This window comes from Bacillus sp. RIT 809, assembly GCF_016892495.1.
In the GTDB taxonomy this organism is placed as follows: Bacteria; Bacillota; Bacilli; order Bacillales; family Bacillaceae_G; genus Bacillus_A; species Bacillus_A cereus_U.
Window position 1 is genome coordinate 49690 of sequence record NZ_JAFEMR010000020.1, and the last position, 12752, is coordinate 62441.

Genomic DNA, 12752 nt, shown 5'->3' on the forward strand with positions numbered 1-12752 from the left:
GTCTTTACTAATCAGCATCTGTAGTATAAAACCCACTATTGTAGATATAATTAGGAGTATTAACAGCTATGAGCTTGACCTTTTTGTTTGTATAATTAGCCCAATTGTGGGCAATATTTGAGTCCATATGAACACTGTCACCAGGATACACTTCATGCCTCTTGCCATTTATGTAAACTGTTAATATACCCTCTAAAACATAAAAGAACTCTTCTCCCTCATGCTTATAGGATAATATTTCTTCATCTTTCTTTTGAGGAAGTATTTCTATAAGCCTTGGAACAAGTTGTTTATTTTCTAAATTTGTACTTAAACTATACTTAATAAAACCACCTTCTACTGAATCCATTATTTCTTGTTCATAACTTCTTAAAACCATATCTTTCCTTTTAAGTGGATAATCAAAAAAATGTGTTAAATGTACTTCAAAAATATCAGCTAGTTTTTCAAGTGAATCAACTGCTATGGTAGTAAGCCCCCTTTCTAATTGGGATAGAAATCCAACAGATAGTTCGCTTTTTTCACTTAACTCTTTTAACGTAATTCCTTTTTCAGTTCTCAATTTCTTTATTTCCATTCCAATATTCATCAATTCACCTCGAATTTCATATTCATGAATAATATAATATATATTAGTATAATATGCAATGTATTATAAAATAATTTCATAAATATGAAATTATTTTAATTAACGATTACATAAAAAAGATCCGGTTTACTCTTAACGGGGTAAAACCCGGCTCTTTTTCTGTCGAAATTTGCTTAGCGTGGGTTTTTTCCGAAATGCTGGCGGTACCCCATCGCTATCAAGCTAAGCTTATGCAAAGTCAATTTTAGGCGAGATTGTTTTTTTCTAAAGGGCAAGTGTAGGTAATTTAAAAATTTGCATACGAAATAAACCCTAATGGGTTTCACTTTTTGAATTAAGCGGCTTGATTATCAGACATGGTACAATTGTAAACGACACCTAATATATCAAAGACGGTTTTTTTCTCATATCGATGAGATTTCCGCCCGTTTTGCTGTAGGAGATTGAACAGGCGAAGTAACACCTTTGATAGCTCTTGGGTGTCTTTTTGAATAGTTTGGAATAGAAGAAGAAAATAGTCTTTAATCATATATATTGCTTTATACTCACTAAGCTCTCGTTTTTTCTTCATGAGGAGCAATTGGCGCATTTGGAACATGATAGAAGAACAGAGTAGAATGGCAATCAATTGACCATATAAATGGCACTCCAATCGTTCTGGTTTTATCTTTTTACAATGATGGATTTGAAAGAATGACTTCCACGTTTTAAATAAAATTTCGATTTGCCAACGCAAAGAATACCAGTCATGTACCTGTCCCATCGGGACAATATCTGTAGGGGTGTTTGTCATATATACATTGATACCACTGAGTCGTTTACTACGAGAAGAATACTTCATTCCTTTCTTTTTTTCTCTTACAGCTTGATCTTGTAATCGTTTTTGTTGTTGTTCTTTGGTTAGTCGATGAACAATCACACGAGTTGAGACTTTATCATTCATTCCTACATAAGCGTTGAATATTTCACATGTTTGTCCTGGTTGAAAAGAGTTCATTAACGTTTCCATATCTATCTGTATATACTCTGTACCTTTCTTGATTCTGCCATCTTGAAAATAATCAGGGTTAGGATTTTTTTGATAAATACGTGTATTCGATTTGATACGTGAGATATAATATGCCTTTTTATCTTGTATATGTTGAAGATCTTTCAAGTGAAAATAACCTAAATCACGGATAAATAAATCATTCGCTGTCACAGTTGGGGCACATAGAGAACCATAGGTTCGATCATGTTGTTTACCTGGGCCTGTATGAATATGTAGGAACTGCCCACTTAATAAATCATACTCAAGCTGAATCTTCATCCCAGCTGTATGACTGCATCCTCCTGCACCTGGATAAACAGATGAAAATACATCGGGAAGTTGAAAGGCAGTTGAATCTAGGATACGAATACGCTTGAAAATAGAAGCGTATGGAGAAGTGAGCATCTTAGTTGAAGATAACTTTTGATTGAGAAGTTCGGCTAACACTTGTTGTAGAAATTGCACGGCTGTGGCATTAAATCGTTGATGCTTCTAAACAGCTACATAAATGAGTTAAAGAGGTTTTAGCGACATTTTGACTGATCCATACACATAAAGCGACTAAATCTTTTGCTTGGTACTTACTGGTTCTTTGTACAAAACCAACATTTCTAGCAAGATCTCGTAAGAAATTTGGAGATAAAAAGTTTTGAATCTCTTGAGCAAATAGTTGTAATTCATCCGATACAGAAATAGACATACAAAAAACGCCATCCTTTCCTATGATTCTACAGAAAGAATAACGCCTTTTTTGCTTTAGAGGTAGTGCAAAAACTTAGCTTTATAGCGATGGAACAGAATCCCTATAAAGATTTTTAATGTAATAAAATACGTTTATGTTACTATTGGATATTTCATCTCCTATTCCTTTGTTAAATGCCATTTAATGATATGTCCAGCGTGTGTAAGACCTCCTCCAAACCCATAGAGTAAGAGAGTGTCCCCTTTTTTCACCTTTCCTTCATTCATACCTATGTCTAATGCTAATGGAATGGAGACAGAAGAAGTATTTCCCATGTATGTTACACTTGTTAACGTTTTATCCAGCGGGAAACCTGATTTTTCACATATAGATTCAATCATTCGTAAATTAGCACTATGTGGAACAAACCAGTTCACCTCTTCCAGTTGTAACTCTGCTTGACATAACAATTCTTTAATACCAATTGGTAGTGTCCGTGCTGCCCACTTATATACTTCTCTTCCATTTTGAACTATCTTCCCATGTGTTCTTAAAGGATTTCCAAACATGGTAGTAGATAAATTTTTACGATATACATGCATGCCTCCTTCCCCATTTGTCCCAATATGGGTAGCTATAAAGCTAGACTCTTCTTCATCTTTCTCTACTAAAACAGCTGCGGCTCCATCTCCAAATAAGATACATGTAGTTCGATCTGTATAGTCTGTAATCTTAGATAAGGTTTCTGTCGTTACAATTAAAATCTTACGATGAAGGCCAGATGTAATTAAACCATTCGCCAGATGTAATCCATATGTAAAACCAGCACAAGTCGCATTGAAATCAACAGCACCTGTATGTTGAATATTAAAATACTCTTGTATTTGGCAGGCTACACTTGGAAAAGTGTAGTCAGGCGTAGTTGTTGAAACGAGAATACAATCCACGTCGACAAGACTTTTATGATAACGTTCCACTAAGTTTTCAATAGCTTTAAAAGCTAATGTAGAGGCATATTCGTTATCACCAGTAATTCTTCTTTCCTTCATCCCAGTTCTTTGTACAATCCATGCATCATTTGTATCTACTAATTTTTCTAAATCATCATTGGTCAGCTTTTTTTCAGGTACATAGGTACCAATAGCTGTAATTCTTGCTTTTGATTGCATACATTTATCCCCCTTTACTATTTTCACACTCAGTTATATAATCAAATAATAGTACTAGGTACTAATTATTGTCAATATTCGAACATTTTATTTCTGGAAATTAAACTAACTAAAATATCTAGCTATGGTATAAAGGAGAGACATTCATGCTCAATATTCAACAAATTGAAGAAATTATTCCCCATCGTTATCCCCTTTTATTAATTGATCGGATCATTGAAGTAGAAGAAGGAAAGCGTGCAGTTTAGATCCAAAATGTTGTAACTAATGAAGGATTTTTTACCAGTAATTTTTCTGGCTATTCAGTCATGCCCAGCGTCCTTATTGTAGATGCCCTTTTAACATGAATAAATAAGTAGAAGTTTATTGAAAAATTTTCTGGAGAAGAACAATGCTAATGTATTGATGTAGAAAAAAAGAAATTCAGAATAATGTAAAGGGAGAAGAGTGATGATTGATATTTTAAAGATTTTTGCGGCCTTAGTTTTGGGATACCTTTTAGGAAGCCTTAATACAGCGGTGATTGTAGGGAAAATATACGGCAAGGACATAAGAAGCCATGGAAGCAAAAGCGCCGGGCTTACCAATACTCTGAGGGTACTTGGGAAATCTGCTGCGGTGTTTGTTCTTGCGGGAGATATATTAAAAGGGGTAATTGCCTGTTATATAGGCTTGTTCCTTAGCGTTTACTTTTATTCGGGAGAGGCTAAAGATTGCGTAAGCCTTTTAGCGGCGGGCGCAGGGGCGGTTATAGGGCATAACTGGCCGGTATATTTTGGGTTTAAAGGAGGCAAGGGAGCACTTACAGCAGTGGCTGTACTGTTTATGGTTGACTGGGTTATGGCCCTTTTATGCCTTGGCTTTTTTGTGATAATAGTAGCTTTAACCCGTTATGTCTCTTTAGGTACAATATGTGCTACATTGCTTGTTGCGGTCATTTCATTTATTCCTGTTTTTGGGAATACCTTATATTTTTATATATTTGCATTCCTAATGGCGTTTATGGTTATTTTCAGGCATATGGAAAATATACAAAGGCTGCTTTTAGGAACAGAAAATAAACTTATTTTTCCACAGCGTTGAGCATGTCGTCAAAATAGAAAAAAATTGGGGTTAGTTAACCGTTTAAGGAGGACGGCAACGATTCTTTACTTTTGGAGCCACTCAAGAAAAATGTACTTTATAATCCTATTTTTGGTATATCTCCTACCTTAGTAGCAATAAAGGGTTAATATAAGTCATCACATCATGCGTAAATATTAACGTACACATTGAATAGAAGAAATCAAAAAATACGTTATCCTTTCCTATGATTCTACAGAAAGAATAGCGTATTTTTTATTTTAGGGGGGTATTTTGTTTTGTTAGCTTGATAGCGATGTGGCGGTACCCCCTATTCAAATAACTATTTTATTAAAGTTTAATTAGTTCGTTTAATTTAACTGGTCCGCTATGATAGATTACTTCTAAATATTCACCTAACATATTCAAAGTTACTCTTTGTCATTTAAAAAGAGGACCTGCTATTCGTAGCAAATCCTCTTTTGTTGACCTGAAACTTAATAAAAAATGCTTTCTTCAAATTATTTTTGAATGAATTCCAACAAAAAGGATATTTCCGTTTTACTTTCATTCGCTATCAAGCATATACAGTTTCATACGAAATCGATTAAAAAGTCGTACCATCCTTTTTAACCTACATTGGATAATAAGACTGTAATGGATAATAGGACTGTGATGGATAATACGATTGTAATGAGTAATAAGGCTGTAATGAATAACACGATTGTGATGGATTATGGATTTCCTGCATTTGCTGTGCTTGAAATGCTTGTTGCTGCGCTTGTATAGCATGATGAACAGCTTGAATAGTACTTTGTGCAGGCCCCTGCCCCCCTAAAGGACGCATTTGCGTTTCATTGTAAAAACAATTGCGAAACATTCTTTATTCACCTCACCCCTGCAGATATTTTTGTCTTCCACCTTTCATACTATGAATATTGAATTAAGATGGATGAAACATTACACCTTGTAATTCCTAAATCTCTTTCTTGCAATTATTTTAACTTAATCCAATTTCCCATCCCCCTCTATCCACTTCATTGTTTTTTCCACATCTAACTCTGTATACGTCTTTTCCCCATAACGAACAGACTCATATATTGGGATAATATCTCTCGTTCTACAAATTCTTCGTAACCATTGTTGCATCGTTTCATAGGACCTTCTCTGTTCATGAAATGGTAAAGTTCTCTCCCATTCGATTAATCTTTTCCTTATCGTATCTGTAGGTAGCGGCTGCTCTGAATGATGTATGAATTTTTCATTCTTTACGGTTCTTACCGTATTCTCTTTTGTTTCAGATTGTTTTTCCTGTTCTATTTCTGATTTCATTAACTTTTTCCTAACTGATTTATAAAGAAAATATGTAATTACCGCTGCAATAACTACATAAAAAACTACAGTAATCCATGAATTTGAAAGAAAAGAAAATACGTCTCCCCATGAATTTTCCTTTTTAAAACCTTTAAATTTTTTACCCGTTGGCGTCCTATCCCTATTTTCTCCTACTTTTGTATTTTCCAAAGGTCTGCCAGTGCCATAATCTTCATTATTTTCATTGTTTATTGTTTCCTTATAAATTTTTTCAGATTTCTTCTCACTAAAAAAACGCTCTTTTACTATGTCTTGTACATGCACCACACCTTGTGATAACGATATCGCACTAACCGCAAAGAAAAGTATGATTAAAGCTCTTACACTCCAAAACTTCACTTTCATATGCCTCTTTTTATTAATCATGACATAAGCCCTTTCTTATTCTTTAATTACAATCCATTTATTCGTTCTACTATATTTCTTTGGAGAAGTACCAAGAATTAAAGGAACCGCACCCAATTCCTTTCGACGAAATCCAGCTGTGTAAAAATAAGAAGATGATACAGGCGTATCTTGATCCGATATTGAGGCAAGTACCTTTAATACATTTTGCAAATGGTTCCGATTATCCCCATTCTTTATATGCAACAATCCGTTACCTTTCACGCTGTTAATCCATAATTCAAATGAACAATCTTGCATGAGCAGTTGTTTGCATATACCTGCGGTTAATTCAATAAGCTCTTCAATATCATTTCGTAAAGAAACGCCACTTTTACTTTGTAAATTGAGATAGATCGCATATTTATCAGATTGTGTTCGTTCGTATTTTTTCGCGGTTATCGTCCCTGTTTTTGCTGTTGCACCCCAATGGATAGAACGAAAATCTTCATTTTCATAAGATTTCACTCCCATTACTTTCGTTTCATCATATAGCGGAGAAGACATTGCTTTTCGAAATCCGCGTGACCATTCTTGTAATTCAGGCACTTGTATTTTTGGGACAGCTGGTAAAACTAGATAGGACGGTGTATCCACATGACTATACGTTATATGATTCGTTATAAATCCAAAGGGATCAGTAATAACGATTTCAACTTCTTCCCATTTCGCGATACCTCTTTTTAACGCTATAGCTTGCAAATCAAATGAAACTGTCCCTCCTCCTTTTAAATTTAAATTCATATAATAATTTGAACCAGTACTATGATTTTTATTTAGTTCATCATGATTCCAAGTTAGCTTATTTTCACATTTAAATCGAAATACGATATTGAACATAGGAAATATCGAGTTGTTTGAAATTTTTATTTTGCACGTATTCGTTTCACCTATAAAAACGTTCGAATTACCTTGATTGTATTCCCATTGAACATGAGATACTTTACGTATGTATCCATGCGTAGCTCCTATTAAAATTAAATATAAAAATACGAGGGATAAAATTAGCAGATTACTTGAGAATATACATAAAATAACGGCTACAACTGATACAACTCCTATTACAAAGGGTTCCGCTAACGGTGTATACACGAGCTGTTGTTTCATCGTACATTCTCCACTGGCACACCAATCGTATGAAGAATTTCTTTAATGATTTGTTCCTTCGTCGTTTTCATCTCCCCTTCAATCGTTAACGTTAACCGGTGAGAACAAACTGCTGCAGCAAGCGTCTTAATATCATCTGGCGTACAGTAATCTCTTTCATTTAATATCGCCCGTGCTTGGATTGCCCGCATAAATGCCAATGTGCCTCGCGGGCTTACACCGATTTCAATTAACTCATGCTTACGAGTTGCTTCAATAATTTCAAGAAGATAATCTTGCACATCATTCCCTACTAACACTTCCCTTGCACGTTTTTGCACCGTAATAATTTCTTCACTTGAAATAATAGAATGTAACGTTTCTAACGGATCATTCGTTTGGAAGCGATTCATCATTTCCTTTTCTGCTTCTCTCGTAGGATAACCTTGGCGTATAGTAAGTAAAAATCGGTCTAATTGAGCATCTGGCAACGGAAATGTACCAGCCGATTCAAGAGGATTTTGCGTTGCAATAACTAAAAAAGGTTCTGGTAATACATGTGTCTGTTTCGCAATCGTAACAGTACGCTCTTCCATAACCTCAAGTAACGAAGATTGCGTTCTCGGTACAGCTCGATTAATTTCATCAACTAATACTATATTTGCAAAAATAGGCCCTAACCTCGTTTTAAAATCCGATTCCTTTACATCAAAATATTCGAGGCCAATAACATCGCCTGGCAAAGTATCAGCTGTGAATTGAATTCTTTGAAACTTAGCGTCCACACTTTTAGCTAAGCTTTTCGCTAAAGTTGTTTTTCCTGTCCCGGGTACATCTTCTAATAAAATATGTCCTCTTGCTATAAGAGCTATAGCTGCCAGTTCAATCGATTCATCTTTTCCTATAATGACCTTTGAAATATTGTTAGTGATTTTCTTTAATATGTTCATATATTTCACTACCATCTTTATTTTTTAAAAATTAAGAATATTTATTTTCCAAATTATAACATATAATTAAAAGATGAAATAGAGTAAAAAGGAAACTTATATTTTTCTTCACTGCACGTAAAAAAGCACCTATTGTCGTACGTTGACAATAAAGTGCTTGACTCCCGGAATTTTCATATTGGGTATTTGACACCTTATATAAATACATTACCTTTCTATTTCACTCCAAATATCAACATCATTTTCATTTAAAATTGCTTTAATTTTGTCTTCCTCAAAAACTACTAAATAATCATACGGTAAGGCTAGTACTTGAATAAATGCAGGTTTCATTTTTAATAATTCGTATGCGTATATGGTTTCCAGTTCTCCTGATGCTTCTTCATTGATAGGACCTATATACCAACCCGAATCACCTTCACCACACCCGCTAAATCTTTGTAAATAAACCTCTTCTAGTTGCAACACATTTTTCGCTATCACAATCTTATCGTTAAATTTTATCAATTCTCCCTCTATATTTAATCGACGTAAGCAATGCGCTTGCTCTAGTTGTACCCATAATGCAATCGTTAAATCTTCTGTCTTATCCTTAAAAGGGTTTTTAGTATAATCCCGGGTGATAATTTGATAATAATCTTCATACTTATATAAACTATAAACAGACCATCCAACTTGTATTGAAAATCCATCTGCTAATTTATCTTCTACATTAGATAATAAATTAAATAGGGTTTCTACATGAAAACTTAAAGGTTCTTCTACTTTAGCTTTTATATTTTTATTACCTATATTTTTAATCATTGTTTTCAAATAAACGTTCCCCACTTCTATTGAATTTCCTCACTCAATCTCTATTCCTCAACTCGCCTTAAATAAACCTAGCAGCAGGATGACTTTCGCTATTAACACGAATAAAATTCCTAATATTAAAACTCTTCTTCCCATGATTCTTTTGCATCTATTAACCTTTGTGATAAAAATTCATAAAAGTTCTTTGCGGTATTGTAGTCATCAAGTCTCCCTTGTCTATTCCAGGCTATTATTGGACACTCATTATTTTCCATATTACTAACATCTAAACAATACGCATATTCCCCAGCATCTTCAATAACTACTAAATTCTCACTCATTTCTAAATCCCTATAACTCTCCGTTACAATAACAACAGAAGCTATATTCGACTTACCAACTCCTAAAATATCAACGCCAAATAATCCACCGGAACCATATGTATTTAAAAACCACTTATAGCTATCTGGTAATTCTACACCTAGCCTATTTTGAACAACATAAATTTGACTTTCATTTACTCCGCCTGTAAAGTCGTCTATTTCCCCATGTTCTTTAATAAAATTTGTTAATTCCTCTTTATTCATTAACTACTACCCCTTATTTTGCAGCTTCTATTTACATTCCCGTTATAAAAATCCTTTTCCTTACCTTCACGTAATCATTTCGCTTCACATAAAAACTCATAGCAATATATGTACATCGTTTCAAATATCGTTTTCCTTTCATATCACGTCAAAGTTTATCTTTAACCTTCTCTCCTTTATCATAAGCATCTCCAAGTGATTCAAAATTTGTTTTTAGCCAATACCAATATTGCCCTTGATTGTTAATGAGGTTTTTAAGTAAATCAGTAAATGAATTTGTGATAATTTTCGACTCTCCAACTATACCGTGTCGATCGAAGAAACTATCATAACATCTACCTAATCTCTCTTCACTTAAATCTATCGTTACATACCCATCCATACGATCATTACCTATAATATACCAATTTGATGAAATATCCTCCGCACATAACTCTCCTATAATTATAGGATTAGCTAAAACAAACTCCTCTGGCTTCACAATATGAATAGCGTATTCCTCATTTTCAAATAAAATAAGCCCTCCACAAAGACTATAAAATTCTTTTACATCACTTGGAAGCATATGCTTATCCTTATCAAATTCCGGGAATTTTGTAGGCTCATGAACCCGACAATTTGGTAATGTTTTTATTATTTCAATCAACCGCTTCATACTATATTTATATTCTCCTTCCATTTATTTAATTATTTCGAAATTTATTCACACATATCCCTCTGCTACTCTCCATTCCTTAAAACAGCAGTATGTAGGTCACAATTTTCATAAAAGGTTTTTACTTTCTTCTCATTAATTTTATTCCAAGGCTTTTTTGTAAATTAGACCACTTATTACAATAATAATTTTCCATTATTTATACGACTTTCCTTTAATATCACAAATAACACACCCTTTTTCATTAGCCTCGTCACTAATTTTTTGAGGAACTGTTTTTGTGTACAGAGATTTCCAAATTCAATTCTCCCTTTAGTTGATCACCTTTTAAAGCCAATATTTCTTCTCTATTGTAATCAACTATTGCCAAGAAATACTCTTCAAAATTCTCAAACCTATCTATTTTTTCTCCTGCAAACCAAATTATCTCACCTGGTCTACGTGAATTTGGTAAACATAAAACAAATAAGTCCTTATCCAATTCAGAGACCGCTATTGGTAATAACTCCTGTCTTAAAACACCATTTTCTTTTAAAACATCGTCATCAATTACTGTTAATAACATTTGAGCGTGATCCATTATAGCGGATTTCTTCAGTTGTTCTATACTAAATAAGTCCACAGTTTGATAAAAACCTTTCCAACCATTAGCATGTTGTAGAAAATCTCGATATATTAAATCAAGTTTATAACCCAATTCTTGTTCAAGAGCATACACATACTCTTCGCTTGCTCCTACTTCAGGAAAGTGATGTGGCCATATTTGCTCTACATCTTGTTTCATTAACTCTTGCTTCACTAAAACCAAAGTTGCTATCTTATCTTTCCAGTTAATCATCTTTTAGTCCTCCTCTACAAATTTAAGTTCAGTAGGTTTATAACCCATTATTTATCTATTAGCCCACCCATCAAGATTTAACCAACTATGAGGATTCAGTTTTCCCATCTAAGTTGTATTAAACACAAGACCAATATGCTCTTTATATGATTTTTCGTTTTCCGGAAAATTTTCAACACTCTACTTAAATTACATAGCCGTATGCAAATACAAAAATAGTGACAGTCGGATTCCACAAACTACCACTATTTATAACCTCTTACTTCATTAAATTCTATACACTCTTGATGTACTGGTTATAGAACTTCCTCTACATCGACACTCTCTATCTTCACTTCATACATATTTGGGATATTTGCTTCTTTTGGTACCCATGCATAATAATTTTGATCATTCTCTAAAATAAATTGAACTAACTTTGTTTCTGAAACATTCCAGAAATTTTTAAGATTATCAATGTAATCCTCTAAATCCTCTTTATAGTCCAATTGTAAAATATAATCTCTTACGGTAAGGGCAAACACAATTAAACTTCCTAATAGATCCTTTTGCTCATTTTCTTCTTCATACTCTTGTGGTAAGAACCACACTTGACCTATTCCTATCGTTTTTTTGTATTTTTCATAAAAACTACTATCATCCATATTCTCATAATCATGAATCAATTCATTGACCAATGAATGCCATTTTGGCGGAATAATGTTTTCCAATGCAGGATTATTTTCAATTCCTTCTACTATATCCTCGATTTCTTCTGTCTCATCTTCATAGTGATATTCACTTAGGTCTATATGCTTAAATTTCATTTCATTTTTGTAATGCGCCAAATCATATGGATAATGATTATTATCTTTTAAACTTATATCATCAAGTTCGAGTATCTTTACTAGTGCAGCTGTCTCAAAGCTCCAATACCCTACATATCCAGGTTCTTTATGTGCATTTTTCCATTCATAATCATAATGGCCTTTAAACCATTCTTTCTCCATATACGTTTGTAATCTTTTAGATGCTTCTTTTTTATCTATTTGTGCAAGTTCTATAATTTCTCTCGTTTTTGCATATGGATTGTCTTTATAATATCTATTCGTCATTTTTGTGTATCCGATATCACTAGCGCATAAGAGAAAACCAATTACTGCGTCGTTCATATTTTTTTTATCAACTATCTTTTTTAATCTTTCTATATTCTTTTTATCTGTTTCTAATAATATTCCTAAGGAAATCATCCAAATTAGACTTAAATATCCAATTTCCCTACTCCCTGTATTCTCTAAATCATAAATTGCATTATAAAAATCTTCTTCTATTACACTAATGTCTTCCCCTAAAGAATACTTTGCCCTAATATCCTCCATCTCATATCTAAAATTGGCTAGATAGGTCCCTTCTATAATACTCTTATTATCTTTAGAATATCTTTGAATTCCATTTTTAGTATCTTCTTCTAAACTTTTAATATCTTCTCTATTTTCCTCTATAAACTCTTTATTATATTCAATTCCTTCTCTACATTTTTCTTCTATACATAAATAATCTCTCATACCATTCAAT

General features: G+C 33.4%; 12 protein-coding genes and 2 pseudogenes. 2 read left to right on the top strand and 12 right to left on the bottom strand.

What is annotated here, in order from left to right:
- Positions 1-7: 7 nt before the first annotated feature.
- From JTF23_RS20175 to JTF23_RS20185, 3 genes and pseudogenes are all read right to left on the bottom strand, one after another.
- The gene (locus JTF23_RS20175; RefSeq protein WP_128280414.1) at positions 8-589 is read right to left on the bottom strand and encodes a helix-turn-helix domain-containing protein; all 582 of its coding nucleotides are present in this window, start codon (positions 587-589) and stop codon (positions 8-10) included.
- 334 nt (positions 590-923) lie between these two features.
- Positions 924-2319 (bottom strand): annotated as a pseudogene (locus JTF23_RS20180) (IS4 family transposase).
- A 161-nt stretch (positions 2320-2480) separates the two neighbouring features.
- Complete coding sequence (locus JTF23_RS20185; RefSeq protein WP_061689711.1) at positions 2481-3470, bottom strand: ketoacyl-ACP synthase III; 990 nt, start codon at positions 3468-3470, stop codon at positions 2481-2483.
- Between the two features lie 146 nt (positions 3471-3616).
- Here JTF23_RS20185 and JTF23_RS20190 point away from each other — a divergent pair.
- Together JTF23_RS20190 and plsY are read left to right on the top strand one after the other, a co-directional pair.
- Positions 3617-3808: pseudogene (locus JTF23_RS20190) on the top strand (hotdog family protein); the annotation flags it as partial.
- 112 nt (positions 3809-3920) lie between these two features.
- Positions 3921-4553, top strand: a complete 633-nt coding sequence (gene plsY / locus JTF23_RS20195; protein ID WP_098135982.1) for a glycerol-3-phosphate 1-O-acyltransferase PlsY — start codon at positions 3921-3923, stop codon at positions 4551-4553.
- Between the two features lie 613 nt (positions 4554-5166).
- On the opposite strand, the gene JTF23_RS20200 is transcribed toward plsY, so the two are convergent.
- The 9 genes from JTF23_RS20200 to JTF23_RS20240 all read right to left on the bottom strand — a co-directional run bounded on the left by JTF23_RS20200 (position 5167) and on the right by JTF23_RS20240 (position 12742).
- Positions 5167-5412, bottom strand: coding sequence for a hypothetical protein (locus tag JTF23_RS20200; RefSeq protein WP_204209481.1), 246 nt, complete (start codon positions 5410-5412; stop codon positions 5167-5169).
- A gap of 125 nt (positions 5413-5537) precedes the next feature.
- Positions 5538-6272: a signal peptidase II gene (locus JTF23_RS20205; RefSeq protein ID WP_204209482.1), complete on the bottom strand. Its 735-nt coding sequence runs from the start codon at positions 6270-6272 to the stop codon at positions 5538-5540.
- 15 nt (positions 6273-6287) lie between these two features.
- Positions 6288-7397, bottom strand: a complete 1110-nt coding sequence (locus JTF23_RS20210) for a DUF58 domain-containing protein (protein WP_204209483.1) — start codon at positions 7395-7397, stop codon at positions 6288-6290.
- Positions 7394-8326 (bottom strand): AAA family ATPase, encoded by a 933-nt coding sequence (locus JTF23_RS20215; RefSeq protein ID WP_131230459.1) that lies wholly within the window; start codon positions 8324-8326, stop codon positions 7394-7396. Before JTF23_RS20215 ends, JTF23_RS20210 begins: the two co-directional genes overlap by 4 nt.
- A gap of 207 nt (positions 8327-8533) precedes the next feature.
- Positions 8534-9139 (bottom strand): immunity protein Imm33 domain-containing protein, encoded by a 606-nt coding sequence (locus tag JTF23_RS20220; RefSeq protein ID WP_204209484.1) that lies wholly within the window; start codon positions 9137-9139, stop codon positions 8534-8536.
- A 116-nt stretch (positions 9140-9255) separates the two neighbouring features.
- Positions 9256-9705, bottom strand: a complete 450-nt coding sequence (locus JTF23_RS20225) for an SMI1/KNR4 family protein (RefSeq protein WP_204209485.1) — start codon at positions 9703-9705, stop codon at positions 9256-9258.
- A gap of 148 nt (positions 9706-9853) precedes the next feature.
- Positions 9854-10360 carry an SMI1/KNR4 family protein gene (locus JTF23_RS20230; RefSeq protein ID WP_204209486.1) on the bottom strand — a complete coding sequence of 169 codons (507 nt, stop codon included), beginning with the start codon at positions 10358-10360 and terminating at the stop codon, positions 9854-9856.
- 256 nt (positions 10361-10616) lie between these two features.
- Positions 10617-11198: an SMI1/KNR4 family protein gene (locus tag JTF23_RS20235; protein WP_016105237.1), complete on the bottom strand. Its 582-nt coding sequence runs from the start codon at positions 11196-11198 to the stop codon at positions 10617-10619.
- Between the two features lie 296 nt (positions 11199-11494).
- Entirely contained in the window at positions 11495-12742 is a 1248-nt protein-coding gene (locus JTF23_RS20240; RefSeq protein WP_204209487.1) for a PoNi-like cognate immunity protein, read from the bottom strand.
- Positions 12743-12752 lie beyond the last annotated feature (10 nt).